The sequence below is a fragment of the Flagellimonas taeanensis genome, from assembly GCF_003584105.1.
Classification (GTDB): domain Bacteria; phylum Bacteroidota; class Bacteroidia; order Flavobacteriales; family Flavobacteriaceae; genus Flagellimonas; species Flagellimonas taeanensis.
Map to the genome: position 1 here is coordinate 340,982 of NZ_QXFO01000027.1, position 26,707 is coordinate 367,688.

Here is a 26,707-nt window from a genome sequence, read left to right on the forward strand (position 1 = left end):
AATCATCAAAAGTGAAAATAACAACAGCTGAAGAAGCGGTAAGTATTGTAAAATCTGGGGACAGGGTGTTTTTCCAAGGAGCGGCCATGACCCCTAACATCATTATTGATGCCCTCTGCGATAGGCACCAGGAGCTCGAGAATGTGGAGATCGTGTCCATACACACAGAAGGGGAGGCCAGATATGCCACCGCTCCGTGCAATACCAGTTTTAAATTGAACAGTTTGTTCGTGGGCGGCAATGTCCGCAAGTTCGTCAATGAGTTCAGGGGGGATTATGTGCCCATTTTCTTGAGTGAGATCCATTTGCTCTTCCGTAGAAAAATCCTTCCCTTGGATGTTGCATTTATTCAGGTTTCACCTCCCGATAAGCACGGATTTTGCTCCTTGGGGGTGTCGGTGGATGTGACCCTGCCCGCCATTGAAATGGCGAAGACGGTTGTGGCGCAGATCAATCCACAAGTGCCAAGGAGCCATGGGGATGGGATAATCCATATCGATCGGATACACTTTGCCGTTGAGGTGGACCAGCCCATCCATGAGCACGAGCCCACGGAGATTTCCGAAGTGGAACAACAGATTGGGGGGCATGTAGCTTCTTTGATCGAGGATGGGGCCACCCTTCAAATGGGCATCGGGAACATTCCCAATGCCGTACTGTCCAATCTGGGCAACCATAAAAGATTGGGCATACACACCGAAATGTTCTCCGATGGGGTATTGCCACTCATCCAGCAGGGAATCATCACCGGAGAGGAAAAAAGGGTGAAACAAGGTAAGGTGGTGAGCTGCTTTGCCGTAGGATCAAGGGCCCTTTATGATTTTATCGACGACAATCCTCTCTGTGATTTCAAAGAGGCGGCCTATACCAATGATACGGCGGTGATCCGAAAAAATCCAAAGGTAACGGCCATCAACAGTGCCATTGAGATAGACATTACCGGACAGGTCTGTGCCGATACCATTGGGAGCCGACAATTTTCAGGTGTTGGCGGACAAATGGACTTTATCAGGGGAGCATCCCTTTCCGATGGGGGAAAACCCATATTTGCTATGCCGTCCATTACTAATAAGGGGGTATCGAAAATTGTTCCCTACCTGAAGCAAGGGGCCGGTGTGACCACTACTAGGGCACACGTCCATTATGTGGCCACGGAGTATGGTGTGGTGGATCTTTATGGGAAAAACCTACAGCAACGGGCCAGTGCCTTGATCTCCATTGCCCACCCCGATCATAGGGAAGCCTTGCAAAAAATGGCCTATGAAAGGTTCAATGGATAGAACAAGAAAAATCACAAATGAAAAGGGGGCAACTTTAGTTGCCCCCTTTTTTTATCCGCTTGCGTAGTACCAATCAGACGTGTAACCCTTAAATCTTAAAGGTTATCACTGGGGTTTTGGAATGATTGGCAATGTCTTCGCCTATGCTGCCCATGAAAAAATGGGATAGCCCCCTTCTGCCATGGGTCGGAATGCCGATGAGGTCGGCAGGTATTTTTTCGCTATAGTTGAGCACTCCTTTTTCTACGGTATAATCGTTATGGATGTCCACGCCGAGGCCCAATTTGGCATCGTTAAGGAACTTTGAGATCTTGGCATAGGCATCATCGGTGCTCAAGAATTCATCCCCTGGGGTATTGATGTACACCAAATGGAACTCAGCATTGAGGAGGTCCGCCATTTCTTTGGCCTTTTTGAGGGCAGGAATGCTCTCTTCCTCAAAGTCGCTGGCAAAAACAAAGTTCTTGGTCTTGAAATCCTCAACATCCCCTTTAATGACCAATACGGGAACATCCGAAGTGCGGACCACACGCTCTGTGTTGGAACCGATGAAGATCTCTTGCAGTCCATCGGCACCGTGTGACCCCATTACGACCAGGTCCGCGGCATGCTTTTTGGCCACTTCGTTCACTTCGCTGAACACTTTGTAATGTTTGATCACGGGCGTTATCTTCAGGTTCTTCAAGTAAGGTTTCTCCAAGAATTCGGCAAACCTTTTTTCCCCGATCTTGATGAGGTGGACCACCTGCTCTTGGGAAATATATCCCGATTCTGCCATTATTGCCGGGGATAGCTCCAGCATGTGGAGCACCAACAGTTCTGCATTGTGCTCCTTGGCCAGGGAAGCGGCCACCTTGAGGGCCTTTTCGGATTGGTCCGAAAAATCGACGGGTACGATTATGCTTTTCATTTTTTTGCTTTTTTTAGGTTAAACGGTCATGGAAAATATCCGGGTATCTGGTTTCTTTCTTTGCAATTTTAAGTCGAATGCCATGCTGATGTTCCTGATAAAAGGGCGTCCCATTTCAGTCACTTTGATATGGTCTTGCCCCAGTTCCACCAGACCATCAACTTTTAGTTCCGACAAATTTTCGAGGATGGCACCAAAATCGACCACTTCCTCTTCCTCGGGTCCCCATTGGGTATAGAACTGGCACATGATGTTCAGAATGTGCTGTCTCAGGATTTGATCCTCAGCACTCAGAATGTGTCCTTTAAAAATAGGAATAACCCCGTGAGAAACCAAATCTGCGTATTCTTCGATGCTTTTTACATTTTGGGCAAAGCCGTACCAGCTGTCACTGATGCTGGAAACCCCTAGACCGATCATCAGTTTGGTCTTGGAAGGGGTGTATCCCATGAAGTTTCTGTGCAAGGAGCCGTTTATGTAGGCCTTGTACAGATCATCTGTCGGGAGGGCGAAATGGTCCATCCCCACATCCTTGTACCCAAATTGGGACAACATTCTCTTTCCCATTTGATATTGTGCCCTTTTTTCCACGGGGGATGGTAGGTCGGATTCCATATAGCCTCTTTGGCCGTTCCCTTTGATCCAAGGGACGTGGGCGTAACTGTAGAAGGCGATCCTATCGGGCTTGAGGGCATTGGTCTTCATGATGGTTTCCTCCACATTGGCACAATCCTGAAAGGGTAGGCCATAAATGATGTCGTGCCCGACCGAGGTATAACCGATCTCTCTGGCCCACTCGGTCACATTTTTTACATTTTCAAAAGGCTGCATCCGGTTTATGGCACGTTGCACGGTCAGGTTATAGTCCTGCACACCGAAGCAGACCCTTCTGAACCCTACATCATAAAGGGCCTGTAGGTGCGCTTTGGTCGTATTATTGGGATGTCCTTCAAAGCTGAACTCGATATCCTTGGCTTTTTTGCCAAGTCTAAGGATACCATTTACCAGCATCTTTAGGTGTTCCGGGCTAAAGAACGTTGGGGTGCCCCCTCCCAAATGTAGTTCCTTTATCAGGGGTCTGGAACCCAATATATCACAGTAGAGCTCCCATTCCTTCAATACATTTTGTATATAGGGAAGTTCCAGTTCGTGTCTTTTGGTGATGCGCTTGTGGCAACCGCAGAAGGTGCAGAGGCTCTCGCAAAAAGGGAGATGTATGTAAATGCTGATTCCTTCATCGGAGCTTTCTTGGAAAGCCCTAAGGATAGTGGACCTCCATTGTTTTTCAGAAAAACTGTCCAGGTCCCAATAAGGTACTGTGGGGTAACTGGTGTATCTGGGGCCGGGAACATTATATTTTTGAACTAGATGGCACATAGCTGAATTCCATTATGTTGTGGGGTCAAAAGTAGGTTTGGGGAACAGCATAAAACATGATAAATGTCATGAACCTTTCGGTGCCGTTCCTTGAAGTGGGTTCCCAACTTGTCCGAATGGCCCATTTTCATCACTCCTGCATGATAAAATTAATGGGGATGCTATATCTTACGCTGACGGACCTGCCCCGTTGTTGTCCTGGTTTCACTTGGGGCAACAAGGACATGATGCGCACAGCTTCTTTTTCTAGCAACCTATCGGGCCCCCTTTTTTCAATATTGCTTATGCTTCCTTGGGAGTCGATGACGAACTGTACATAGACCCTTCCGGTGATATGCATTTCCAAGGCATCAGGAGGATATTGGAAATTGTCCCTGATATGCTCCTGTACTTTTTGGTTGAAACACTCCTTTCGTTGTTCCTGTGTATCATAGATCTCACACCCAGGGAACACGGGTACATATTCGATGACGGCAAAGGGAACCACGACTTCCTCTTCCACTTCCTCCACTTCCACATCCTCTATCCTCACCATGGCATCTTCAATATAGGTGTCCTGACTACTTTCTGTACTTTCGATCACTGTCTCCTCTACATCTTCCACGTCCTCTACAATCTCGATCACGTCAGGTGCGGTAGGTGGGGGCGGAGGGGGTGTGGTGCGGATGGTCTCGGTCATGGGGACATCTTCCTTGAGTTCGTCCACCACTTGGACCACCTCAATGGCTTTGGATTCTTTTTCGTAGAATTTTACTTCAAGGGATTGCCATGTCACAAACAATACCGAAGTAAGGCCTATCATGAAATAAAGACTGCTATTGCGTCCTATCTCGGCATTTGGGTTCTTTTTTGGTTTCATGACTTTTGCGATTTGACTATGTTAAAGATAGCCTCGTCACAAATCAAAAAACATGATAAAGGTCAGTTTTCCAATGGGTTGATTTGGATTTATTGGAGAGGGGACTTTCTGTGGTTTTCCCAAATCAATGCCGCTGCTCCACAAATGGCGGCCGTTTTGTCCTCCATGCTGGATAGGAGCAGTTTTACCTTTCCCTTGTACACATCCAGCAAAAAGCCGTTGAAATATTTCTCTAAGGGCGTCATGATCCATTTGCCGCTATTGGTGAGCCCACCCATCAGGATGAAGGCTTCGGGCTGGGTAAAAGCGGTAAAATTTGCCAGTGCCTGGGCCATGATCCTTGCCGTATAGTCAAAGGATTTCAAGGCGATCTCGTCACCTTCCTCGGCAGCCCTGGTAATATCCTCCCCATGCAGGTCGTTGTAGGCCACATCCCGGAACCTGCTCTCCACCATGTACTTGCTCTGCATGTAGGTAACGGTGCGTTTCAGTCCGGTGGCGGATACATAGGCCTCCAATCCGCCCCTGACGCCGAGGCCTGTCAGCCGCCCATCGCCCATGGTCATGTCAACGTGCCCTAGCTCGCCCGCAAAGCCATCATAACCATCGATGAGACGGCCATTGGCCACAATGCCCGCACCAAAACCAGTGCCTAGGGTGATGACGATGAAGTCGGTCATGTCCTTGGCCCCGCCAAAGAGCATTTCCCCCAGAGCTGCAGCACTGGCATCGTTCATGATGCGGATGGGCATGTCCATCCGTTGTTTCAATTTTTCCACCAAGGGCACACTACCCTTCCAGATCAGGTTGCTGGCATTTTCAATGGTGCCGTTCTTGCTCGATGCATTTGGGGCACCAATACCACATCCGAGGACGTTGACGGGCTTTCCAAAATTGCTGATCATCTCATCCGAAGTGGTTTTTATCTTGTTCAGGTATTCTTCCAGATTGGGAAAGTCCTGGGTCCTGAAGAAGGTTTTTTCGTGGCATACACCGTTTTTGTCCACCAATCCAATCTTGGTCTTGGTCCCGCCTATGTCCACCCCGATTACTATGTCCATGGTTTATTGGTCTTGTTGTTTTTTAGGATCTTAAATATAAACATTATGTAACCAAAAAAGGGCTTTCCAGATTTTTAAAAGGGCAGAATTTTTACTAATATCACATAAAGATTGGAAACCTGACCGCTGTCATGTTTTAGGTCATGGTGGGAATCTATTTTTGAAAAGAATCTTTCAAATACATTAAATATATCAGGTATGGGCAGTTTAAATAAAATATTGGTTCCTTTTGATTTTTCAGAGGCATCATTGAATGCCTTGGAGTATGTGGCCCACTTTGTCGGCACCGAACGCCCGATCGAAATTTTGGCACTTTATGTGAGCACCATGCAGATCGAGAAGGCCGACGAGCAAAAATTGGACAGGGATTTCGAAAAGGTGCTGGAATCCATAAGTGTCAGGCTGAAGAAGGCACCAAAATTCAAAACGGTGACAGGCAATGTCACGGGTACCATTTTGTCCACCCAAAAAAGCAGCGGTGCGGATTTGATCATGATGGGGACCATGGGTGATAAAGTGACGGATGAGGCCATCACCAACACCTCCAAATTGGTGTTGGATGCCAATTGTCCTGTAATCTCCATTCCCTACGGGTGTCCCATCAAGGAGCCCAAGAACATTGCCTTGGTCATGGGTGGGGAGACCATCGATGACAGGGAAGTTTTGAAGACACTCTTGGAAATTGCCCGAACTTTCGATTCCAAAGTCCATGTATTGACCATATATAAGGAATCCGTTTATGAAGAAGAAGTGGTCGGGGACAGCACGGACAACCTCTTGGAATACTATTTGGAGCACTTCTATGCGGAGCACACCTTTAGCAAAAACCAGGATGTGGAAGAAGGTATTTTGGAGTATATAGAAGAAAAGGATATAGATATGCTGACCATTTTGCCGAGGAACCACGTTGAGAGAAGCACCGCGTCAGAGGGTAGATTGACAAAACTCTTGACCCTGCACTCCGAAATTCCGGTATTGGCCTTGGATTGATGACAAGGTCGGAACATTTGTAATCGACAATCATTGTGAACGATAAGGAAAAGTTCAAAATAGAAAGCCTCGGGCAACCAAGGTTCAGATCTCCATTGCAGCTCAGTACGGTCAAAGGGGACCGTATTTTTAATTTCATCGGGGAATCGGAAAGACTGGTGTTCGATCCTTCCTTGGAGCACTATAGCCATTGCCTTACCACTGGGGACAGTCCGCTTTGTATGGAAAAGGCGGGACCAAGGCAAGATATTTTTTTCGAACCCGAAAAGGTCACCGCGGCCATTGTAACCTGTGGCGGTCTATGTCCCGGTATCAACAATGTGATCAGGGGCCTTGTCATGGCGCTCCATTATTTCTATGGGGTGAAAAAAATCATCGGGATACCCTATGGGTATGAAGGACTCAATCCTGCTGCGGGGCATGGGTTCATGGAACTTACCCCCGATAAGGTAAAGGACATCCATCAGTTTGGGGGAACCTTTCTCGGCTCTTCGCGAGGTGCCCAAGAGGTATCGTTGATGGTGGACACTTTGGAGGAAAACCATGTCGATATGCTCTTTGCCATAGGTGGTGATGGAACGCTCAAGGGTGTGAATGCCATTGGCAGTGAAATTGCCAAGAGAAATGCAAAGATCAGCGTGGTTGGGATTCCCAAGACCATCGATAACGATATTGATGTCATTGATGAATCATTCGGTTATGGGACTGCGTTTGATGTGGCCAGTTCCATTTTGAAGGATGCGCACAACGAGGCCACTGGGGCCTACAACGGGATTTCCATCATAAAGTTGATGGGACGCGACAGTGGCTTCATAGCAGCCTCCGCAACCTTGGCCATGCCCGTGGTGAACTTTGTGTTGGTGCCCGAAATGGATTTTGAACTGGAGGGGGAAACTGGTTTCCTCGCAGCTTTGGAACATCGCCTCCAACAGAAAAAACATGCAGTGATCGTGGTGGCTGAAGGGGCAGGGCAACATCTGTTCGAAAACAAGAAAGGCATTAAGGATGCTTCGGGCAACGTGAAACACGAGGATATCGGGGTTTTTCTGAAGGAAAAGATCGCGGCACACTTCAAGGATGTCCCGATCTCCATAAAGTATATCGACCCCAGTTATATCATCAGGTGCGCGCCCGCCAACTCCAGCGACAGTGTGTATTGCAGTAGATTGGCCTACCATGCCGTGCATGCCGCCATGGCCGGAAAGACCAGATTGGTGTCTTGTAAGGTGAACAACAAATATGTCTACATCCCTATATCGGAAGTGACCAAGCAGCGAAAAAAGATAGACCTGGAGGGGGAATTTTGGTTCTCTGTCCTGCAAAGTACGGGCCAACCTTTTTTTATGTGACATGGGAAATGATCAAGAACTGATGGTTGTCATAAACTGTTTTCCTTTTAGGGTATAGCTTTGAAACAAATCAAATACAATTACCATGGAAATACATGTTCAATATCAGAAAATGAAGACCAGTGAATCGTTGACAGAATTGTTGAGCAAAAAACTGGAAGGGCTGGAAAAGAAATACAGTTGGTTGATCAAGGCCAATGTGCTCTTCAAAATAGAGAACGATAAATCCGGGGAAGGGAAGGTCTGTGAAATCGAGCTCAGTGCCCCAGGTCCCAGGATTTTTGCCAAATCCAGTACCGATGATTTTGAAAAGTCCATGGCCGAGACCGTGGAGGAACTCCGAAGGCAACTTGAAAAAAGACAAGCCACCTTTGCCTCCCATTAAGGGAAAATAAGATCTTTGCTGTGCACGACCATTAAACCTATACCAATGAAACCAAAAATTCTGGCCTTAAGTCTATTGTTCCTCATGGGATGTTCCTCTACAAGACTGGTAGGGACATGGAAAAATCCGGACATCGTCCTCTTCGATGCCAGTCAAGTACTTGTCGTGGGCATGGCCCAGGACGACAACGTACGGATGGAATTCGAGACCCGTTTTGTGGAAGAACTGAAAAAGCAGGGCGTGGATGGTGTGCGCAGCATCGATGTTTTTGATGTGGAATTCACCTCTTCGGAAAGATCGGAGCAAGAGTTGGTCAAAGTGGAAGAGCAATTGTTGGACAAGGATTTTGATGCCATTTTGTTCACCAAGGTAGTGGGTACGGAGAACAGGAAGACCTTGAAGGATCGGATGAACAACATAGACAAGATGTTCGTTCGTTTCAGCAACGACTATTTGGAGCACCAAGAAATCTACTACGATGCTTCATATTACGACAGTTTCAACATATACCACCTAGAGACTTCGCTCTACTGCATCTGTATCGGAAAGGAAAGGGAACTCATCTGGAGAGGTAATGTCGATGTCACCGAACCTGTCAATATTGAAAAGACCATGGACACTTACATCAAATTGATCACCAAGGCCATGGGAGAGCAAGAGGTGATTTTCTAGGAAAGACCAATGGCGTCCATCACCCCTAGGAAGTCCAATAGAATACAAACGGGGATTGCGATCAGGATGACGATCAGCACAAAGACCATGATCCGCAGGAACCCGACCATGAGCCTATTTCCAAAAGAGATTTCTTCAGCCATATTAGTGTAATTTCATTCAATATACGGAATTATCCGTTCAATGGCCATAACATCCTGTCCCATATTCGATTAACGGATGGTTTCACGCTATGTCGTGCAGTAGTGCTATTTTTTTTGTTTTTTGCCGCTCAACAGTTTGCCCAGTTCTTCCAAGCTGATTCCCTTGGTCTCCGGCATCATGAAGGCGACCCAGAGCAGTTGAAGTACCATCATAAAGGCAAAAAAGATGAAGATAGGCCACGGATTGTCCTTGAAGATACCAATCTCCGCATCCAAGAAGGTAGGGGTCAGCAAGGTGATGAGCGCGGCAAACACCCAATGGGTACCTGTTCCCCAAGATTGCCCGTAGGAGCGTACCTTGTTGGGAAAAATCTCTGAAATGAACACCCAGATGACCGCTCCCTGTCCAATGGCATGGGAGGCGATGAAGACCAGGATAAAGATCAAGAGCAGTAGGGAACTTGCGCCGGAATAGAAACACCATCCCACCATGGCCAAGCTCAAAATGTAGCCAATGGACCCGATGTACATCAATTGCTTTCGGCCCAGTTTATCGATGAGCGCAATGCCCACAAAGGTGAAGGCCAAATTGATCACCCCAATGGAAATGGAACTGAAAAGCGATTCCCCTGAGGCCAGCCCGGCCCTTTCCAATATCTCGGGAGCGTAGTAGAGCACAAAATTGATTCCTGAAAGCTGGTTGAAAAAAGCGATCAGAAAGGCAAGGGCCAAGGGTTTGTTGTATTTGCCAGAAAATAGTTTCTCCTTGTGTTTTTCAGCGGTTTCGTAAAGGGACACTTTGATTTCCGAAAGATGCAGCGAGGCTTTTTCCTTTTCTATACCGAGCAGGGTTATGGATTGGATCACCACGGCATCGTCCCTATCTTTCAAAAGGAGCCATCTGGGACTGTTCGGTATTTTAAGGACCATGAAGGTGTAGATCAAGGCGGGAAGGCCCTCAATGCCCAACATCCATCGCCAGGCCACCCCTTCCTCAAAAAATATTCCGATGAGGTAGTTGGAGATGAACGCGATCAATATCCCAAAAACAATGTTGAACTGGTACATGGCCGTCAACCTACCCCGGGTGCTGGCAGTCGATATTTCGGAAATATAGACAGGTGCGGCCACGGAGGAAGCTCCTACACCGATTCCCCCGATAAACCTGAAAAAGGAAAAACTATAGGCTTCGGGAGCGAGTGCGGAGCCCACGGCCGAGATGAAATACAGCACGCCGATCCAGAACAAGGTCTTTTTACGCCCCAATCGGTCGGTGGGAATACCTCCAAAAAGGGATCCCAATACGGTGCCCCAAAGGGCCATGGACATGATGAAGATGCCGTGGAAGGTAAATATGGAATCGCCCAAAAACCAATTGGTGCCCCATAGTTCCTTGATGGGCTGGTTGGCCCCCGAAATGACCACGGTATCAAATCCAAACAAAAAGCCCGCTAGGGCTGCAGTCAATGAAATTCTGAAAATACGTTTGTCCATGTCCTATGAATTTGGCTAAAGCTAACCAAATTTCACCAATGATAGGTGTTCCAAGATCAAATCAGTGGCCCCGACATTGGCATTGATGTATTCGGAATTGATGCTGCCCGTTTTTCTCAGGAAAATAGGGTCGGTCAAAAAAGTATCCATCAAGGTGTCAAAACCCCTTTGGTCCGAAATGGGGATGACCCCTCCCTTTTTCACGAGGTCCTCGGCTTCTTTGAACTTCGTGTAATCAGGTCCGATGATGACGGGGATGCCATACACCGAAGGTTCCAGGGTATTGTGCAGTCCCGTGGCGAAACCACCGCCCACATAGGCCACATCGGCATAGCTGTAAACCTTGGTCAATAGCCCGATAGTGTCCACGATCAACACATCAAAATCCGCCAAGTCTTTCCCTTCCATCTGGCTGAACCGCATCGTTTTTCTTTGCAGACCCTCCTCGATTTTCTGGACATGGGCAGGTTTGATTTCGTGTGGGGCAAAAACAAACTTTGTTTGCCCGTCAGTGGAAAGATTGATGTATTGTATCAAAATTTCCTCGTCCTCTGGCCACGTGCTGCCTGCTACCAAACAAAACTTTCCATTTTTGAAATGCTCCATGAAATCCAACCGATTGTCCTGCTTCAGGATTTTGGAAACCCTGTCGAAACGGGTGTCGCCACTGACGGTCACATTGGATAAACCGATGGATTCCAGCAATTCCCTTGAATTTGAGTCCTGGACAAAAAAGTGGGCAAACGTTCTTAGGCTTTTCCGCATAAATCCTCCAAAAGGTTTGAAATAGACCTGTCTTTTCGAGAATATGGCCGATACCAAAAAGGTGGGGACGTTCCGCTTTTTCAGCTCCGAAAGATAGTTCGGCCAGATTTCATATTTTACGAAAATGGCAAGTTCAGGATCGGTCCTTTCCAGAAAACGCTTGGCATTGGATAGGGTGTCCATGGGCAAATAGACCACCGCATCGGCTGCCGTCGTATTCTTTTTTACCTCATATCCCGAAGGGGAAAAGAAGGTGAGCAAGATCTGGTGTGCGGGATAGTTCTGCCTCAATCTTTCCAAAATGGGGAGCCCCTGTTCGTATTCCCCCAATGAGGCCACGTGCATCCAGATGGTTTTTTTGTTCGGCGAAAGTTTTTCTCCAAGCTGGGCAAAGGTCTGTTTTCTCCCAGAGACAAATAAATCGATCTTGGGCCGGAACAGTGCGATCACTTTTAGACCGAACCAGGCCAAGGATATCAGAATGTTATAGAAAAAACGCAAGGGCATCATTTTTTGCTAAAATACATTCTTTCGGGAAGAGGGCATTATGGCATCTTAATTTCTTAATTTTGGAGCATAATCTATTTGGATGAAAAAGATACAGATGGTTGACCTAAAAGGTCAGTATGAGGACATCAAAAAGGAAGTGAATGATTCCATCGCCGAGATCTTGGATTCTTCGGCATTCATCAACGGGCCACATGTGCATGCCTTCCAGAAGGAACTGGAAGCATATTTGGGGGTAAAGCATGTGATTCCCTGCGCCAATGGTACCGATGCCCTGCAAATTTGCATGATGGGACTGGGCCTGCAACCAGGGGATGAGGTGATCACTGCGGATTTTACCTTCGCGGCCACCGTGGAAGTGATTGCACTCCTGAACTTGGTGCCTGTTCTGGTGGATGTGGAGCCGGATACTTTCAACATAGACATCAAGGCCGTTGAAAAAGCGATAACGCCCAAGACGAAGGCCATTGTGCCCGTGCACTTGTTCGGGCAGTGCGCCAATATGGATGCGATCATGGAACTGGCAGAAAAACATGGTCTATACGTTATCGAGGACAATGCACAGGCCATAGGGGCCACGTATTCGTCCAAGAACGGTAAAAAGCAAAAGGCAGGGACCATTGGGCATGTGGCATCCACATCGTTCTTCCCTTCCAAAAACTTGGGATGCTATGGTGATGGTGGTGCCATTTTCACCAATGATGATGATTTGGCACATATCATTCGAGGGATGGTCAATCATGGGATGTACAAAAGATACTATCACGATGTGGTCGGGGTAAATTCCCGTTTGGATTCCATTCAGGCTGCGGTGCTCCGTGCGAAGCTTCCTAAATTGGATTCATATAACCAGAAGCGCTGGGAAGCAGCAATGAAATATTCCAAAGCTTTTCAGGGACAAGAACATATTGTGACACCCAAAATATCTTGTGTATGTGGGGAAACGAAGAACTGCTGCGATTGCCATGTATTCCATCAATATACTCTGAAAATAACGAATGGGAAGAGGGATGCGTTGGTGCAGCACTTGAACGATAATAATGTACCCTGTGGGGTGTACTATCCGGTGCCCTTGCACCGACAGAAGGCCTATCTGGACAGCAGGTACAACGAGACCGATTTTCCGGTCACCAATCAATTGGTGGAAGAGGTGATTTCATTGCCCATGCATACCGAACTCGATGATGAACAGATCCAGTACATCACAAAACTGGTCATTGACTTCGTAAACAAATAAGTATGAAAGTATTGGTAACAGGTGGGCTGGGCTATATAGGGTCCCATACTGTGGTAGAATTGCAAAATGAGGGTTTAGAGGTTGTCATCATCGATAACCTGTCCAATTCCTCCATCGATGTTTTGGATGGAATTGAGGGAATAACGGGAAAGCGCCCCATTTTTGAGGAGTTCGACCTCAGGAACAAGACCAAGGTCCAAGATTTTTTTGCCAGACATTCGGATGTTGGCGGCGTTATCCATTTTGCGGCCTCAAAGGCCGTGGGGGAAAGTGTTGAAAAACCATTGCTTTACTACGAGAACAATTTGGGAGTGTTGGTCTATATCCTTCAGGAATTGGAGAAAAAGAAAGGGGCCAGTTTCATATTCAGTTCATCCTGTACGGTGTATGGTCAGGCTGATGAGTTGCCCATTACCGAGGATGCCCCTGTGAAACCGGCGGAATCCCCTTACGGAAATACCAAACAGGTAGGAGAGGAAATCATTCGGGATACCTGCAAAGTCACCCCGGACCTCAAGGCCATAGCCCTGCGATACTTTAACCCGATCGGGGCACATCCGTCTATCAAAATAGGCGAACTGCCCCTTGGTGTGCCACAAAACCTAGTGCCGTTCATCACCCAAACAGGTATTGGGATAAGGGAACAGCTATCGGTCTTTGGTGATGACTACCCCACTGAAGATGGCACCTGTATCAGGGACTATATCCATGTGGTGGATTTGGCAAAGGCACACGTAAAGGCGTTGCAGCGTCTTCTCCAAAATGAGAACAACAGTAATTATGAAGTGTTCAATTTGGGTACGGGCAAAGGAAGTTCTGTCCTGGAAGTGATACACAGCTTTGAGCGGGTCTCCGGGAAAAAGCTCAACTATAAAATAGTCGGTAGAAGGGAGGGAGATGTCATACAGGCCTATGCGGACACCCAAAAGGCCAACAAAGTACTGGGGTGGAAGTCCAAATATACTTTGGATGAATCCTTGAAATCTGCTTGGGACTGGGAACAAAAGGTGAGAACATCCCATGCGGCCAAATCCTAAAAAGGGTGTTCGGACGTACATAAGATATGCTGTCCAATTTTAACAATAGTCTGGAACTGCTGGAAGTGATCCAAAAAGAGCAGCTCTACAAAGAATTGTTGGCCCAATTGAAAAAGGATTTCGATTTGGCCAACATTCCCATAAAACTTTCCATGGATGTGACCCCATCAGAACTGAAGAGTCTGCTCCATGAAAAAATCTATTTTCTGATCGTGGAACGCTTCCATGATTACCTTAACTTGTTGTATGTTGTGGACATTTCCGAACAACAGGTGAAAAAAATAGTCCCGTCCGATGCCGTGGACATTTCTGCTGAGGTTTCCTTTTTATTGTTGAAACGGGAATGGCAAAAGGTATGGTACAGGTCCAAGTACAGTTCCTGACCTTTGGTCAGACCTTGACATAGATTTTCTTTTTGTCCATAAAATAGCCCACTACCCAACAGGTGAGCATGACCCATAGGGCGAATAAAAGGGAACCCACATAACCCCCCGACCAGGAAATGAACACATTGTCGGCGATCCATTTGTAAAGTGATTCGCCATTGGTGTTGATGGAGTAAAGTGATATCACAAAGATTTCTGATAGTAGATAGATGAACAAAGTGTTTTTGCCAAAGACTTCAAAAAAGTAGCTCCAACTAGTCATTTTTTTCATGTCGAGGAAATAGATGAGGATGGCAATGGCAAAAAGGTCAATACCGCAAGTGAGGAGCACAAAGGAACTTGTCCATAATTTTTTGTTGATGGGCAGCAATAGGTCCCAGGCCAAACCAGCAAAAACAAGAGCAAAACCGACCATCATCAGTTTGGAGACGGTCTCAAAATTTTGCCCATTCTTTTGAATGAACTGCCCTGCTAGGAAACCAATGATCACGTTTACGATGGCAGGCAAAGTGCTAAGCAATCCCTCAGGGTCAAAAGCGATGCCCTCCCCGTGGTACATATGTTTTGGTCCGATGAGCCATTCATCCAATTTGAGGACCGCATTCCCGGTAAGGGTAAGATCGCCAAAACCGATCAAGATCAAATGGTAGGCCACCAAAAAGGCTAAACTCAGCCAAATGGCCGTACGGGTCTTCACAAAGTGAAGGATGATGGAAGCGAACATATAACACAGGGCAATGCGTTGCAGAACCCCAAAAATACGGGTCTCGGAAAGGGGCTTTAACTGGCCGTCATCAAAAAATGGGAACCAGTACATCAAAAAGCCGAGCAAGAATATCAAGGCGGTGCGCTTCAGTATTTTTTTGAAAAAAGCCGCATTTCCCATAGCCTCATACTTTTTGATGCTGAAGCTCATTGAATTCCCTACTACAAAAAGAAATGTGGGGAAAACAAGGTCGGTCAACGTAAACCCGTTCCAATCGGCATGGAGCAAGGGTGAAAAAGTAGTGGAGCCGTTCCCTGCGGAGTTGACGATGATCATCAGTGCAACATCGAGTCCCCTGAACACATCGAGGGATAGGTATCGGTTTTTCAATTCGGTCATGTTGGTCGGGTTTTTTTGAGCTGTCCAAGTTATATTTTTTTTAATACGGCCGCCAGATTTGGAATAAATATTTCATAATTGTTGCTTTCCTGTGGGTTCTGTAACAGAGTTGTGATTTTTGGGGAATTATTTGGTTAAAACCCATTTATATGAACCCTAAAACCCGTATTTTTGGGAAAATTTTCCATAAAGTTTTGGAGAAACAGGAAGAATGGACAAATATTCATTTTTAAATGCAGCGCACACCTCTTTTTTTGCAGAGCTGTACGATAAATACCTAACGAGTCCCGATAGCATTGAGCCCAGTTGGAGGGCTTTTTTTCAAGGCTTTGACTTTGGACTGGAGAGCTCGTTGGAAGATTTGGGAATAGAACCCGAAAAAAACGGGATGGTAGTCCTGACCAACGGAAAGCAAGTAGAAATGCCCGAGACCCTTCAAAAGGAGTTTCAGGTCATCCGTTTGATCGATGGCTACCGATCCAGGGGGCACCTGTTCACCAAGACCAATCCGGTAAGGGATAGAAGAAAATATGAGCCCACATTGGACATTGTCAACTTTGGGCTGGCGCAAGATGATTTGGAGACTGTTTTCGATGCCGGAAAGATATTGGGCATCGGACCAGCATCCCTCAAAGAGATCGTACGTCACCTGGAGAGCATCTACTGTGACTCCATCGGTGTGGAATACATGTACATCCGTACCCCGGAACGTATCCAGTGGATCCAAGATTGGCTCAATGTCAATGACAACCACCCCAATTTCACCCCGGACGAGAAAAAGAACATTCTTAGAAAACTGAACGAAGCAGTTTCCTTTGAGAGCTTTTTGCATACCAAGTACGTAGGGCAGAAACGTTTCTCTTTGGAAGGCAACGAAACCTTGATCCCAGCCTTGGATGTAATCATTGAAAAGGCCGCTGATCAAGGAGTGAAACAGTTTGTGATGGGGATGGCCCACAGGGGGCGCTTGAACGTGCTGACCAATATTTTTGGAAAGTCGCCAAAAGATATTTTCAGCGAGTTCGATGGGAAGGATTATGAAGAAACCATCTTTGATGGGGACGTAAAATACCATTTGGGATGGACCTCCATGCGCGAGACCGATTCGGGCAAGATGGTCAACATGAACATCGCACCGAACCCTTCACACTTGGAGACCGTGAATTCCATAGTTGAGGGTATTGCCCGTGCAAAGCAAGACCATGACCATAAGGACAACAACTCTGAAGTGCTCCCCATATTGGTGCATGGCGATGCTGCGTTTGCAGGTCAGGGAGTCGTTTATGAAGTTATACAAATGGCCCGTTTGGATGGATACACCACCGGCGGTACCATACATATTGTGGTGAACAATCAGATTGGATTCACCACCAACTATTTGGATGCAAGGTCGTCCACGTACTGTACCGATGTGGGCAAGGTCACACTTTCCCCCGTACTCCATGTGAATGCCGATGATGCCGAAGCGGTGGTGCATGCAGCTACCTTTGCATTGGAGTATCGGATGAGGTACAAGCGAGATATTTTCCTTGATCTGTTGGGTTACCGAAAGTATGGGCACAACGAGGGTGACGAGCCCAAGTTTACCCAACCATTGCTGTACAAAGCCATATCCAAGCATGATAACCCAAGGGACATTTATGCCCAAAAGTTGCTTGCTGAAGGCATTATCGACAAGGATTATGTGAGTCGTTTGGAAGAGGAATACAAAACGAATTTGGAAGAAAATCTTTTGGATTCCCGCAAGATAGAAAAGACACGGATTACTCCTTTCATGCAAGATGAGTGGGAAGGTTTTGAGCAAGTGACCGAAGAGGCGATGCTTGCTCCCATGGACACCACCTACGACCTTAAGAAGTTGGATGCGATTGCCAAGAGCATCACGGCCCTTCCCAAGGACAAGAAGTTCCTGAGAAAATTGGAACGCTTGGTTGAGGCCCGCCATACTATGTATTTTGAGGACAACAAGCTCGATTGGGCCATGGGCGAACTTTTGGCCTACGGCTCGCTGATAGAGGAAGGGTATGATGTACGCATGACCGGGCAGGATGTGGAACGCGGTACCTTCTCGCATAGGCATGCCGTTATCAAAACGGAAATGCACGAAGAGGAAGTGGTGCTACTCAACGAACTGGGCGAAAACCAGAACGGCGAGTTCCATATCTACAACTCCTTACTTTCAGAATATGCCGTAATGGGCTTTGATTATGGCTATGCCATGGCAAGTCCCAAAACACTCACCATCTGGGAAGCCCAATTCGGGGATTTCAGTAATGGTGCCCAGATCATCATCGACCAATACCTGTCCGCTGCCGAGGACAAATGGAAATTGCAGAACGGTTTGGTGCTGTTGTTGCCCCACGGTTATGAAGGCCAAGGTGCGGAGCACTCATCAGCACGCATGGAACGTTATCTTCAGCTTTGTGCCAAGGACAATATGTATGTTGCCGATGTGACCACGCCGGCCAACCTGTTCCACTTGTTCCGCAGACAGATGAAGGCCGAATACAGAAAGCCTTTGGTGGTCTTCACGCCAAAGAGTTTGTTGAGACATCCAAAAGTGGTGTCCACCAAAGAAGAATTGGCCAATGGAAGTTTCCAAATGGTGATTGACGATGGAGAGGTCAAAGCTTCAAAAGTAAAAACGTTGGTGTTCTGTACTGGAAAATTCTATTATGACCTTTTGGAAAAAAGGGAAGAACTGAACCGGGATGATGTAGCTTTGGTGAGGGTGGAACAATTGTTCCCATTGCCGGCGGATGAAATGCGGGACATCATCAAGAAATACAACAATGCGGACGATGTTGTTTGGGCCCAGGAAGAACCAAGGAACATGGGGGCTTGGGGACATATGTTGATGCATATGGACGAGGCCAAGCAATTCCGGGTGGCTTCCCGAAGATTTTACGGGGCCCCTGCAGCAGGAAGTGCGGTGCGTTCCAAGAGACGTCATGCCCAAGTGTTGGAGTACGTTTTTGACAAGAGTAAGGACAATATGTTAATTCGATAAAACAAGTATAAACTATAATAGGAATGGTTTTAGAAATGAAAGTTCCCTCACCTGGGGAATCCATTACAGAGGTCGAGATCGCCGAGTGGTTGGTAGAGGATGGTGACTATGTGGAGAAGGATCAGGCCATAGCCGAGGTGGACTCGGACAAGGCAACATTGGAGCTTCCTGCGGAGGAAAGCGGAATCATCACCCTTAAAGCAGAGGTAGGGGACGCCGTGGCCGTTGGTGAAGTGGTATGCCTCATCGATACCAGTGCCAAGAAACCAGGAGGGGATGCACCAAAAGCCGAGAAAAAGGAGGAGCCTAAAAAAGAAGAGCCCAAAGCGGAACCCAAGAAGGCGGAGCCTAAAAAAGAAACCTATGCTTCTGGTGCTCCATCACCGGCTGCCAAAAAAATATTGGATGAAAAGGGCATTGCCCCTTCATCCGTGGCAGGTACTGGAAGGGATGGTCGTATCACCAAGGAAGATGCCGTGCAGGCAGTTCCATCCATGGGAACCCCAACAGGCGGTAACCGTGGTGAGACCCGTTCCAAATTGTCCATGTTGCGCAGAAAAGTGGCCGAACGTTTGGTAGCGGCCAAAAATGAGACCGCCATGTTGACCACGTTCAACGAAGTGGATATGTCGTCCATTTTTAAATTGCGCGATCAGCACAAAGAAGAATTCAAGAACAAGCATGGAGTAGGGTTAGGGTTTATGTCCTTCTTCACCAAAGCGGTGATCAGGGCATTACAGATGTACCCTGCCGTAAATTCCATGATCGATGGCAAGGAAATGATATCCTATGATTTCTGCGATATCAGTATTGCCGTATCAGGTCCCAAAGGCTTGATGGTGCCCGTGATCCGAAATGCGGAGAACCTTACTTTTAGAGGTATTGAGGCGGAGGTAAAACGATTGGCCCTTCGTGCGAGGGAAGGAGAGATCACCGTGGATGAAATGACAGGGGGTACCTTTACCATTACCAACGGGGGAGTATTCGGTTCCATGTTGAGCACACCCATCATCAACCCACCACAAAGTGGAATCTTGGGTATGCACAACATTGTGGAACGCCCTATTGTAAGGGACGGTGCCATTGCCATTGCTCCGGTCATGTATGTTGCCCTTTCCTATGACCACAGAATCATTGACGGAAAGGAATCCGTTGGGTTCTTGGTGGCTGTGAAAGAGGCATTGGAAAGTCCAGAGGAATTGTTGATGGACGGAAACGTGAAAAAAGCGTTGGAATTATAGAAAATTGTTGCCTCGAACAAGGTCACTGAGCGAAGTCGAAGTGAGCTCAAGAGGTATAAAATAAATGCCTTTACTTTTTTAAGTAGAGGCATTTTTTATTATAGTCGATGACGGCCTTGCCCTTTTTCAGTACATCGGCCCCGATGATGCCATCCACGGGGAGTGCCTTGTGCGAGACCAGGGCCTGGTTTACGTGTACAAGGTCGAAGAGCACAATTTTCAGTTTTCCTTTTTTCCAGTCTCCTAACTGGATCTTGTTTTTGGAAGAAATAAGGGTTTCCATTTCTGTGGCACCTGCTCCGGCCGCCTTGATGTCGGTAGCTTCGGAGGCCATTTGAAAAAAATCGATTTTATCCATGCCCACACAGGTGTTGGAGGCTCCGGTGTCCAAAATGAACTTGCCCGAAACCCCATTGATCTTGGCCACGATTTCAAAATGGTTGGTCTCCGTGAATACCAGTGGTATGCGGATATATGCTTTGGACTTGAGGAATTTTTTGAGTGATGCCATAGTGTTGATTGAATGATGTCATGCTGAGCCTTTCGACTTCGCTCAAGATAAACTCTGTCGAAGCATCTTTTATATATAATCCAGAAACAAAATTTTGGGACAACTAAGATAAACCTATTTTTGTGGTATGATAGATTTCGGTTTTAAGAAGCTTGCTATTTTCACTCTTTGCGTACTTATGGCAATGTCCTGTCAACAGAAAAACAAGGAAATTGACAAAGTGAAGATTGTGAATGACTATATCGATGCTTTGAATGCATCGGATTATGATAAGGTGGCTGGATTGTTCCGGGATAGCATTAGGCTAAAGGAAATGGACTACGTAAGTGCATTTTCGAAGGAAGGATACCATTCGCTGTTTCAATGGGATTCTACTTTTCACCCTAAATATGAAATCTTGGATGTAAAAAGTGAAGGAAATGAGGTTCGCATGAAAGTATCTAAGCAGTGTGAACGAATCCTTTTCTTAAATGAGGAACCTATCATTACCCAAGAGGTGGTGAAGTTTGATGGAGATGCCATCCAAAGCATCGATATTGTTGAATATGTTGTTTTCAACGATTCCTTATGGAGCGCCAAACGGGCAGATTTGATGGCATGGATTGAGAATCATCACCCTGAATTAAATGGCTTTATTTATGATCAGACGAAGCAAGGTGCCCTAAATTATTTGAAAGCAATGGCCTTATATAAGAACAGGCAGGATTCCATACCTGTGCAAGGCGTAATCAATTAAAGATGATTATCACCGACACCCATACCCATTTATATAGTGAAGCATTTGTTGACGACCGTGGCGAAATGATGCAACGTGCCTTGGATGCCGGGGTGGAGCGTTTTTTTATCCCCGCCATCGATTCCACTTACACCCAATCCATGTTGGATCTGGAGTCTAATTATCCCCAAAATGTGTTTTTGATGATGGGGCTGCACCCGACTCATGTAAAAGAGAATTATAAGGAGGAGCTGGCCTTGGTGGAAGAATGGCTGTCCAAACGAAAGTTCTATGCGGTGGGGGAGATAGGCATCGACTTGTATTGGGACAAGACATTTTTGAAAGAACAACAAGAGGCTTTCGTTTACCAAATCCGATTGGCCAAAAAACACCAATTGCCCATCGTGATCCACGGACGGGATTCGTTCGATGAAATCTTTGAAATCCTGGAACAGGAAAAGACGGAAGATCTCTTCGGGATTTTTCATTGCTTTACCGGAACTCTGGAGCAGGCCCACAAAGCCATTTCCTATAATATGAAGTTGGGCATTGGAGGAGTGGCCACGTTCAAAAATGGTAAGATTGACCAGTTTTTGGACCAAATCGACCTGAAACACATTGTGCTGGAGACCGATTCGCCCTATTTGGCCCCGGTCCCCTATAGAGGAAAGCGTAATGAGAGTGCTTATATAATTAAGGTATTGGAGAAGCTTTCTTCCCTATATGGTATACCGGAAGAAGAAATCGCAGCAATCACCACGGCAAACTCCAAAGACATATTCGGGATCTGACCTATGCAAAAAAGGACCAACATACTACTTATCTATACCGGGGGCACCATTGGGATGGTGAAGGATTACCAGACCGGGGCCCTGAAGGCCTTCAACTTTGAGGAGCTCATCAAGAGCATCCCGGAGTTGGACCAGTTGGACTGCACCCTAAAGGGTGTTTCCTTTGAAAAACCCATAGATTCCTCCAACATGAACCCTGGATACTGGGCCATGATCGCTTCCATCATTGAGGAACATTATGCGGAGAACGACGGGTTTGTGGTGCTGCACGGGAGCGATACCATGAGCTATTCGGCTTCGGCACTCAGTTTTATGCTGGAGCATCTGGACAAACCGGTCATTTTTACAGGATCCCAATTGCCCATTGGGGACCTGCGGACAGATGCCAAGGAAAACTTGATTACCTCCATAGAGATCGCCGCCCTTCAGGAAAAGGGAAAACCAGTGGTGCAGGAGGTGGGGCTTTATTTTGAATACAAGCTCTATCGGGGCAACCGTACCACCAAGATCAATGCGGAGCATTTTGAGGCCTTTGCATCGCTCAACCATCCACCTTTGGTGGAATCTGGAGTCCATCTGAAGGTGCACCATACCCATTTGATCAAAAGGCCGATCAAGAACAAGACACTGACCGTCCACAAAGAGATGGACAACAGGGTGGCCGTACTCAAATTATTTCCGGGATTGAACCAAAATGTGCTCCATGCCCTATTGAACATTCCCGATTTGAAGGCCTTGGTCATGGAAACCTATGGCGCTGGAAATGCCCCAATGGACGATTGGTTTTTGGAGGAATTAAAAAGAGCTGTTAAAAATGGATTACATATAATTAACGTTACCCAGTGCTCAGGAGGCAGCGTCTCCATGGGGCACTATGAGACCAGTGAAAGGTTAAAGGAAATGCAACTGATTAATGGAAAGGACATTACAACGGAGGCGGCCATAACCAAGGCCATGTACCTTTTAGGTACTGGGGTTCCCGACAAGTTGTTCAAGACAATTTTCGAGACACCGCTCCGTGGTGAAATGGTGTAAAATTAACGCATCAAATTTCTATAACTGATTATTTTTTCGTTTATTGGTCGGCCTAAATGAAAGAATAGAGAGGTGGCCGAGTGGTCGAAGGCGCACGCCTGGAAAGTGTGTATGCACCAAAAGTGCATCGAGGGTTCGAATCCCTTCCTCTCTGCAAGGTATTTTAGTTTTCAATTGTAAAAATTTTATATCTTTAACATTATTAACTAACTAAATTTAAGTTTTAAGTAAAATGAAAAAAATATCCTTTACTCTGGCTGCTGCCGGAATGTTTGTGATGGGAACTACAACTGCATCTGCAGCAATGTTGCAAGAAGAAGCTGAAGCCAGCAAAGGTTTCACCCAGGTATTGAAAGAACAGTTCATCCAAGGAGGCCCTGCCTTCATGGGGATCGTACTTCTTTGTTTGATCTTGGGGTTGGCAGTTGCGATTGAAAGAATTATTTATCTGAACTTGGCAACTACCAATACGGCCAAATTGAAACAAAAAGTAGAGGATGCCTTGGCTTCCGGTGGTGTCGAAGCTGCAAAAGAAGTATGCAGGAACACCAAAGGACCTGTTGCCTCCATCTTCTACCAAGGATTGGACAGGTCAGGTGAAGGATTGGAATCTGCTGAAAAAGCAGTTGTTGCCTACGGAGGTGTACAAATGGGCCAGTTGGAGAAAAACGTTTCTTGGTTGTCTCTCTTCATCGCTATTGCACCGATGCTTGGGTTCATGGGTACGGTAATCGGTATGATCCAGGCCTTCCAGAAAATTGCTGCAGTAGGTAACTTGAGTGCTTCATTGATCGCTGGTGATATCCAGGTGGCGTTGTTGACAACGGTATTTGGTTTGATCGTGGCCATCATCCTTCAAATTTTCTATAACTATATCATTGCAAAGATCGATAGTATCGTAAATGACATGGAAGACGCCTCCATCGCCCTAATTGACATGTTGGCTGCTCACAAGAAATAAGTACGAATCAAAATCTATCGGGAATCATGAATAAATTAATAAAAATAGCACTCATTGTAATCGGATTGATTTCGGCCGTACTATGGTTCTCATTGCCATCGGCAGAAGACCCGAATGCAATCAGCAGTGGGGCGATGAACTTTATGTTCATCATCATGTACATCTTGCTTGCGATAGCGGTTGTGGCATCAGTGTTCTTTGGATTGACAAAGCTGCTCTCCACTCCAGGGAGTCTCAAAAAAGCCCTTTTCGGGATTGGTGGATTGGCTATCGTGGTAGCCGTGTCCTATGGACTTTCTTCCAACAACGCACCTGTTGTTGAGGAAATGTCAAGAAGGGGCATCGAGACTACTGAAGGAACTGTGAAGAACATTGGAATGGGATTGAACGTATTCTTCATCCTTACCGTTGTAGCGGTAGTTCTGATGGTCTTTCCAGGCTTGAAAAAAATGTTTGTAAAGTAAAAGTTTGAATTATGCCTAGAAGAAAAGGAGCACCGGAAGTAAATGCCGGTTCCATGGCGGATATCGCGTTCCTCTTGCTTATCTTTTTCTTGGTGACCACCACCATAGAAACCGATGCAGGATTGGACCGTATGTTGCCGCCCATTGAACCGCCAGAAGAGGACGTCATAATCAGACAGAAGAACATCTTTACGGTGAACATCAACAAAAATGGCCAGCTTTTGGTCGAGGATGAACTGATGAACCTTAAAAATTTGAGGTCAGCAGCTATTGGATTCCTTGAAAACAATGCAGATGGATCTTGTAACTATTGCAAGGGCAAAAAAGATCAAGCTTCATCTGACAACCCTACCAAGGCGATCATTTCACTGAAGAATGACCGTGAGACCAAGTACAGTACCTACATTACCGTTCAGAACGAATTGGTAGGGGCGTACAATGACCTGCGTAACCGCGAGGCACAAAGGTTGTACCAAAGGGACTTTACTGATATGGAGGCGGAATATTTGAACCCAGAGACTCCTTCCAGTGTTAGGGACGATCTCAAGGACAAAGTGAAGCGAATCCAGGATATGTTTCCACAAAAGTTGTCCGAGGCAGAAACATCAACCAACTAAAACTTAGATTGACATGGCAAAATTTGCAAAAAAGAAAGAAGGTGACCTGCCAGCGGTATCAACTGCTTCATTGCCAGATATCGTATTCATGTTGCTGTTCTTTTTCATGACGGTGACCACAATGAAGGACAGTTCGCTATTGGTTGAAAATACCCTTCCGAATGCAACCGAGATCAAGAAGTTGGAGAAGAAGGACAGGGTCATCTACATTTATGTAGGGAAGCCCACACAGGAATATCAAAAAGTTTTTGGGACGGAGCCAAAAATCCAATTGAACGACAAATTCGCCAATGTGGACGAAGTAGGTACGTTCATTTTGGCAGAAAGGGCAAAAAAGCCCCAAGAACTTCAAAATGTATTGACTACTGCATTGAAAGTTGATAAGAATGCCAATATGGGTCTTATCACCGACATCAAACAGGAATTGAGAAAGGTAAATGCCCTTAAGGTGAATTATACCACCTATGAGGGAGACGCCTTTAACAACCTACAGTAGGCAATAGCTTAGATTTAGTGGGAAACGCTCCAGATTTTTAATCTGGAGCGTTTTTTTATTTCCACTCATCCCATCTACTTCTCATCATCTTTTTGGAATGATTATTGTAACTCTTTGCTAATGAGAATCAAAGCCAATTGTTAATCCAATCAAACTCTTTAATCATGAGAAGAACTAGAGAAAACCCAGAGGTGCATGCAGGTTCCATGGCGGACATTGCATTCTTGTTATTGATCTTTTTCTTGGTCACCACTACCATCCAAACCGATGTGGGCCTTGACCGAAAACTGCCCTCCGATGATGTCATCAATCACATCGATGTGAATGAACGCAATGTGCTCAGAATAAGCCTGAACAAAAACGATGAGTTGTTCGTTGAGGACCGCGTTCTGAACATTGATCGGTTAAAGCAGCAGGCCATTGCTTTTTTGGACAATGGTGGAGCAACTGAAAACCAAATATTTTGTGATTACTGCAAAGGGGCACGCGATCCCAAATCCTCGGACAATCCCCAAAAGGCCATCATTTCATTCAGTAGTGATAGGGATGCCTCTTATGGCACGTATGTCACGATCCAAGACCAATTGGCCCAAGCTTACCGTGAATTGCGGAATAGGGAGGCCCAACGTCTTTATGGACAGGATTTCGCTGCAATGGAGGATAAGTTTTATGCAGCAGAAACCAAACCGGCTGAAAAGGCGGCTCTTAAGATCAATGTTGAGCGCATACGGGAAATGTTTCCCATGAACATTACCGAGGCGGAATTGAACGTTCAATCGCAAAAGATATCACAATGAGCATATCAAGAAATCACCAAAGATCGGGACCTGTTATTTCAACTGCCTCATTGCCCGATATCGTATTCATGCTCTTGTTCTTTTTCATGACGGTCACTACAATAAACAACAGTGAGCTTTTGGTCGAAAATGATTTGCCCAAGGCCACTGCGGTCAATAAATTGGATAAAAAGGATAGGATTATAGAGATTTATGTGGGCACGCCCAAGAGAAACATGGAAAAAGCATTGGGGACAGGTACAAGGATCCAATTGAACGATCGCATAGCACATTTAAATGACATTGTCCCTTATGTTTTGGGTGAACTTGCCAAGAAACCGGAAGCTGTCCGGAATTTTGTGACGGTCTCCATGAAAGTGGATAAGAGTGTCAAAGTAGGTGTGGTCTCCGATATCAAAAAGGAGCTGCAAAAAGCCCACTTGTTGAAAGTGAACTATACCACTTACCAAAGCAATGATCCCAATATGGGGTTTTAAGTTTAAAACCTAGCCTTAAAAAACAATCCAAATGCT

Annotated in this window: 28 protein-coding genes and 1 tRNA gene; 20 read left to right on the plus strand and 9 right to left on the minus strand. The window is 46.2% G+C overall.

The window, feature by feature from the left end; translation table 11 throughout:
- Positions 1-11: 11 nt before the first annotated feature.
- Positions 12-1,280, plus strand: a complete 1,269-nt coding sequence (locus D2V93_RS16745) for an acetyl-CoA hydrolase/transferase family protein (protein WP_119620215.1) — start codon at positions 12-14, stop codon at positions 1,278-1,280.
- Positions 1,281-1,368: 88 nt separating this feature from the next.
- Here the strand turns inward: D2V93_RS16745 and D2V93_RS16750 are convergent, their stop codons facing one another.
- From D2V93_RS16750 to D2V93_RS16765, 4 genes are all read right to left on the minus strand, one after another.
- Positions 1,369-2,190 (minus strand): universal stress protein, encoded by an 822-nt coding sequence (locus D2V93_RS16750; protein WP_072878070.1) that lies wholly within the window; start codon positions 2,188-2,190, stop codon positions 1,369-1,371.
- An 18-nt stretch (positions 2,191-2,208) separates the two neighbouring features.
- Positions 2,209-3,567, minus strand: coding sequence for an oxygen-independent coproporphyrinogen III oxidase (gene hemN / locus D2V93_RS16755; protein ID WP_119620216.1), 1,359 nt, complete (start codon positions 3,565-3,567; stop codon positions 2,209-2,211).
- A gap of 130 nt (positions 3,568-3,697) precedes the next feature.
- Positions 3,698-4,426, minus strand: a complete 729-nt coding sequence (locus D2V93_RS16760; RefSeq protein ID WP_119620217.1) for an energy transducer TonB — start codon at positions 4,424-4,426, stop codon at positions 3,698-3,700.
- Positions 4,427-4,515: 89 nt separating this feature from the next.
- Positions 4,516-5,487 carry an ROK family protein gene (locus D2V93_RS16765; protein WP_119620218.1) on the minus strand — a complete coding sequence of 324 codons (972 nt, stop codon included), beginning with the start codon at positions 5,485-5,487 and terminating at the stop codon, positions 4,516-4,518.
- A 198-nt stretch (positions 5,488-5,685) separates the two neighbouring features.
- Here D2V93_RS16765 and D2V93_RS16770 point away from each other — a divergent pair, with 198 nt between their 5' ends.
- The 4 genes from D2V93_RS16770 (at position 5,686) to D2V93_RS16785 (ending at position 8,883) form a co-directional block, all read left to right on the plus strand.
- The gene (locus D2V93_RS16770) at positions 5,686-6,477 is read left to right on the plus strand and encodes a universal stress protein (RefSeq protein WP_072878078.1); all 792 of its coding nucleotides are present in this window, start codon (positions 5,686-5,688) and stop codon (positions 6,475-6,477) included.
- A 35-nt stretch (positions 6,478-6,512) separates the two neighbouring features.
- Positions 6,513-7,826 carry an ATP-dependent 6-phosphofructokinase gene (locus D2V93_RS16775; RefSeq protein WP_119620219.1) on the plus strand — a complete coding sequence of 438 codons (1,314 nt, stop codon included), beginning with the start codon at positions 6,513-6,515 and terminating at the stop codon, positions 7,824-7,826.
- Positions 7,827-7,911: 85 nt separating this feature from the next.
- Complete coding sequence (hpf, locus tag D2V93_RS16780) at positions 7,912-8,211, plus strand: ribosome hibernation-promoting factor, HPF/YfiA family (protein WP_119620220.1); 300 nt, start codon at positions 7,912-7,914, stop codon at positions 8,209-8,211.
- A 45-nt stretch (positions 8,212-8,256) separates the two neighbouring features.
- Positions 8,257-8,883 carry a hypothetical protein gene (locus tag D2V93_RS16785; RefSeq protein ID WP_119620221.1) on the plus strand — a complete coding sequence of 209 codons (627 nt, stop codon included), beginning with the start codon at positions 8,257-8,259 and terminating at the stop codon, positions 8,881-8,883.
- Here D2V93_RS16785 and D2V93_RS18715 read toward each other — a convergent pair.
- The 3 genes from D2V93_RS18715 to D2V93_RS16795 all read right to left on the minus strand — a co-directional run bounded on the left by D2V93_RS18715 (position 8,880) and on the right by D2V93_RS16795 (position 11,792).
- The gene (locus D2V93_RS18715) at positions 8,880-9,026 is read right to left on the minus strand and encodes a hypothetical protein (protein ID WP_177190036.1); all 147 of its coding nucleotides are present in this window, start codon (positions 9,024-9,026) and stop codon (positions 8,880-8,882) included. The two genes, D2V93_RS16785 and D2V93_RS18715, sit on opposite strands and share 4 nt — an antisense overlap.
- Before the next feature lie 105 nt (positions 9,027-9,131).
- On the minus strand, positions 9,132-10,520 hold the full coding sequence (locus D2V93_RS16790; RefSeq protein WP_119620222.1) for a sugar porter family MFS transporter: 1,389 nt from the start codon (positions 10,518-10,520) through the stop codon (positions 9,132-9,134).
- 21 nt (positions 10,521-10,541) lie between these two features.
- Positions 10,542-11,792: a 3-deoxy-D-manno-octulosonic acid transferase gene (locus D2V93_RS16795; protein WP_119620314.1), complete on the minus strand. Its 1,251-nt coding sequence runs from the start codon at positions 11,790-11,792 to the stop codon at positions 10,542-10,544.
- Between the two features lie 82 nt (positions 11,793-11,874).
- Here D2V93_RS16795 and D2V93_RS16800 point away from each other — a divergent pair, with 82 nt between their 5' ends.
- From D2V93_RS16800 to D2V93_RS16810, 3 genes are read left to right on the plus strand one after another with little or no spacing between them, the layout of a single operon-like run.
- On the plus strand, positions 11,875-13,029 hold the full coding sequence (locus tag D2V93_RS16800) for a DegT/DnrJ/EryC1/StrS family aminotransferase (protein WP_119620223.1): 1,155 nt from the start codon (positions 11,875-11,877) through the stop codon (positions 13,027-13,029).
- 2 nt (positions 13,030-13,031) lie between these two features.
- Complete coding sequence (gene galE / locus D2V93_RS16805) at positions 13,032-14,066, plus strand: UDP-glucose 4-epimerase GalE (protein ID WP_119620224.1); 1,035 nt, start codon at positions 13,032-13,034, stop codon at positions 14,064-14,066.
- A 26-nt stretch (positions 14,067-14,092) separates the two neighbouring features.
- Positions 14,093-14,449: a hypothetical protein gene (locus tag D2V93_RS16810; protein ID WP_119620225.1), complete on the plus strand. Its 357-nt coding sequence runs from the start codon at positions 14,093-14,095 to the stop codon at positions 14,447-14,449.
- A 7-nt stretch (positions 14,450-14,456) separates the two neighbouring features.
- On the opposite strand, the gene D2V93_RS16815 is transcribed toward D2V93_RS16810, so the two are convergent.
- Positions 14,457-15,557, minus strand: coding sequence for an acyltransferase family protein (locus D2V93_RS16815; RefSeq protein WP_119620226.1), 1,101 nt, complete (start codon positions 15,555-15,557; stop codon positions 14,457-14,459).
- 211 nt (positions 15,558-15,768) lie between these two features.
- Here D2V93_RS16815 and D2V93_RS16820 point away from each other — a divergent pair, with 211 nt between their 5' ends.
- Positions 15,769-18,567, plus strand: coding sequence for a 2-oxoglutarate dehydrogenase E1 component (locus tag D2V93_RS16820; RefSeq protein WP_119620227.1), 2,799 nt, complete (start codon positions 15,769-15,771; stop codon positions 18,565-18,567).
- A gap of 23 nt (positions 18,568-18,590) precedes the next feature.
- Positions 18,591-19,808, plus strand: coding sequence for a 2-oxoglutarate dehydrogenase complex dihydrolipoyllysine-residue succinyltransferase (gene odhB / locus D2V93_RS16825; RefSeq protein WP_119620228.1), 1,218 nt, complete (start codon positions 18,591-18,593; stop codon positions 19,806-19,808).
- 70 nt (positions 19,809-19,878) lie between these two features.
- Here odhB and D2V93_RS16830 read toward each other — a convergent pair whose 3' ends face one another.
- Positions 19,879-20,319 (minus strand): retropepsin-like aspartic protease family protein, encoded by a 441-nt coding sequence (locus D2V93_RS16830; protein ID WP_119620229.1) that lies wholly within the window; start codon positions 20,317-20,319, stop codon positions 19,879-19,881.
- Between the two features lie 127 nt (positions 20,320-20,446).
- Here D2V93_RS16830 and D2V93_RS16835 point away from each other — a divergent pair, with 127 nt between their 5' ends.
- The 10 genes from D2V93_RS16835 (at position 20,447) to D2V93_RS16880 (ending at position 26,671) form a co-directional block, all read left to right on the plus strand.
- Positions 20,447-21,055 (plus strand): nuclear transport factor 2 family protein, encoded by a 609-nt coding sequence (locus D2V93_RS16835; protein WP_147377427.1) that lies wholly within the window; start codon positions 20,447-20,449, stop codon positions 21,053-21,055.
- Positions 21,056-21,057: 2 nt separating this feature from the next.
- A complete protein-coding gene (locus D2V93_RS16840) occupies positions 21,058-21,825 on the plus strand; it encodes a TatD family hydrolase (RefSeq protein ID WP_119620231.1) in 768 nt (255 codons plus the stop codon).
- 3 nt (positions 21,826-21,828) lie between these two features.
- Entirely contained in the window at positions 21,829-22,860 is a 1,032-nt protein-coding gene (locus D2V93_RS16845) for an asparaginase (protein ID WP_119620232.1), read from the plus strand.
- 66 nt (positions 22,861-22,926) lie between these two features.
- Positions 22,927-23,014, plus strand: a tRNA-Ser gene (locus tag D2V93_RS16850).
- Between the two features lie 78 nt (positions 23,015-23,092).
- Positions 23,093-23,821, plus strand: coding sequence for a MotA/TolQ/ExbB proton channel family protein (locus D2V93_RS16855; RefSeq protein ID WP_072878108.1), 729 nt, complete (start codon positions 23,093-23,095; stop codon positions 23,819-23,821).
- Between the two features lie 26 nt (positions 23,822-23,847).
- A complete protein-coding gene (locus tag D2V93_RS16860; RefSeq protein WP_072878110.1) occupies positions 23,848-24,285 on the plus strand; it encodes a hypothetical protein in 438 nt (145 codons plus the stop codon).
- An 11-nt stretch (positions 24,286-24,296) separates the two neighbouring features.
- Positions 24,297-24,902 (plus strand): ExbD/TolR family protein, encoded by a 606-nt coding sequence (locus D2V93_RS16865; RefSeq protein ID WP_072878112.1) that lies wholly within the window; start codon positions 24,297-24,299, stop codon positions 24,900-24,902.
- A gap of 13 nt (positions 24,903-24,915) precedes the next feature.
- Positions 24,916-25,398, plus strand: a complete 483-nt coding sequence (locus tag D2V93_RS16870) for an ExbD/TolR family protein (RefSeq protein WP_072878115.1) — start codon at positions 24,916-24,918, stop codon at positions 25,396-25,398.
- A gap of 164 nt (positions 25,399-25,562) precedes the next feature.
- Positions 25,563-26,195, plus strand: a complete 633-nt coding sequence (locus D2V93_RS16875) for an ExbD/TolR family protein (RefSeq protein ID WP_119620233.1) — start codon at positions 25,563-25,565, stop codon at positions 26,193-26,195.
- Positions 26,192-26,671 carry an ExbD/TolR family protein gene (locus tag D2V93_RS16880; RefSeq protein WP_119620234.1) on the plus strand — a complete coding sequence of 160 codons (480 nt, stop codon included), beginning with the start codon at positions 26,192-26,194 and terminating at the stop codon, positions 26,669-26,671. Before D2V93_RS16875 ends, D2V93_RS16880 begins: the two co-directional genes overlap by 4 nt.
- Positions 26,672-26,707 lie beyond the last annotated feature (36 nt).

Excerpts from the sequence above, each read along its gene's own strand:
- D2V93_RS16750 (WP_072878070.1), bottom strand. The coding sequence starts at position 2,190 with ATGAAAAGCATAATCGTACCCGTCGATTTTTCGGACCAATCCGAAAAG.
- hemN (WP_119620216.1), bottom strand. The coding sequence starts at position 3,567 with ATGTGCCATCTAGTTCAAAAATATAATGTTCCCGGCCCCAGATACACC.
- D2V93_RS16760 (WP_119620217.1), bottom strand. The coding sequence starts at position 4,426 with ATGAAACCAAAAAAGAACCCAAATGCCGAGATAGGACGCAATAGCAGT.
- D2V93_RS16765 (WP_119620218.1), bottom strand. The coding sequence starts at position 5,487 with ATGGACATAGTAATCGGGGTGGACATAGGCGGGACCAAGACCAAGATT.
- D2V93_RS16770 (WP_072878078.1), top strand. The coding sequence starts at position 5,686 with ATGGGCAGTTTAAATAAAATATTGGTTCCTTTTGATTTTTCAGAGGCA.
- hpf (WP_119620220.1), top strand. The coding sequence starts at position 7,912 with ATGGAAATACATGTTCAATATCAGAAAATGAAGACCAGTGAATCGTTG.
- D2V93_RS16785 (WP_119620221.1), top strand. The coding sequence starts at position 8,257 with ATGAAACCAAAAATTCTGGCCTTAAGTCTATTGTTCCTCATGGGATGT.
- D2V93_RS18715 (WP_177190036.1), bottom strand. The coding sequence starts at position 9,026 with ATGGCTGAAGAAATCTCTTTTGGAAATAGGCTCATGGTCGGGTTCCTG.
- D2V93_RS16790 (WP_119620222.1), bottom strand. The coding sequence starts at position 10,520 with ATGGACAAACGTATTTTCAGAATTTCATTGACTGCAGCCCTAGCGGGC.
- D2V93_RS16795 (WP_119620314.1), bottom strand. The coding sequence starts at position 11,792 with ATGCCCTTGCGTTTTTTCTATAACATTCTGATATCCTTGGCCTGGTTC.
- D2V93_RS16800 (WP_119620223.1), top strand. The coding sequence starts at position 11,875 with ATGAAAAAGATACAGATGGTTGACCTAAAAGGTCAGTATGAGGACATC.
- galE (WP_119620224.1), top strand. The coding sequence starts at position 13,032 with ATGAAAGTATTGGTAACAGGTGGGCTGGGCTATATAGGGTCCCATACT.
- D2V93_RS16810 (WP_119620225.1), top strand. The coding sequence starts at position 14,093 with ATGCTGTCCAATTTTAACAATAGTCTGGAACTGCTGGAAGTGATCCAA.
- D2V93_RS16815 (WP_119620226.1), bottom strand. The coding sequence starts at position 15,557 with ATGACCGAATTGAAAAACCGATACCTATCCCTCGATGTGTTCAGGGGA.
- D2V93_RS16820 (WP_119620227.1), top strand. The coding sequence starts at position 15,769 with ATGGACAAATATTCATTTTTAAATGCAGCGCACACCTCTTTTTTTGCA.
- odhB (WP_119620228.1), top strand. The coding sequence starts at position 18,591 with ATGGTTTTAGAAATGAAAGTTCCCTCACCTGGGGAATCCATTACAGAG.
- D2V93_RS16830 (WP_119620229.1), bottom strand. The coding sequence starts at position 20,319 with ATGGCATCACTCAAAAAATTCCTCAAGTCCAAAGCATATATCCGCATA.
- D2V93_RS16835 (WP_147377427.1), top strand. The coding sequence starts at position 20,447 with ATGATAGATTTCGGTTTTAAGAAGCTTGCTATTTTCACTCTTTGCGTA.
- D2V93_RS16840 (WP_119620231.1), top strand. The coding sequence starts at position 21,058 with ATGATTATCACCGACACCCATACCCATTTATATAGTGAAGCATTTGTT.
- D2V93_RS16845 (WP_119620232.1), top strand. The coding sequence starts at position 21,829 with ATGCAAAAAAGGACCAACATACTACTTATCTATACCGGGGGCACCATT.
- D2V93_RS16855 (WP_072878108.1), top strand. The coding sequence starts at position 23,093 with ATGAAAAAAATATCCTTTACTCTGGCTGCTGCCGGAATGTTTGTGATG.
- D2V93_RS16860 (WP_072878110.1), top strand. The coding sequence starts at position 23,848 with ATGAATAAATTAATAAAAATAGCACTCATTGTAATCGGATTGATTTCG.
- D2V93_RS16865 (WP_072878112.1), top strand. The coding sequence starts at position 24,297 with ATGCCTAGAAGAAAAGGAGCACCGGAAGTAAATGCCGGTTCCATGGCG.
- D2V93_RS16870 (WP_072878115.1), top strand. The coding sequence starts at position 24,916 with ATGGCAAAATTTGCAAAAAAGAAAGAAGGTGACCTGCCAGCGGTATCA.
- D2V93_RS16875 (WP_119620233.1), top strand. The coding sequence starts at position 25,563 with ATGAGAAGAACTAGAGAAAACCCAGAGGTGCATGCAGGTTCCATGGCG.
- D2V93_RS16880 (WP_119620234.1), top strand. The coding sequence starts at position 26,192 with ATGAGCATATCAAGAAATCACCAAAGATCGGGACCTGTTATTTCAACT.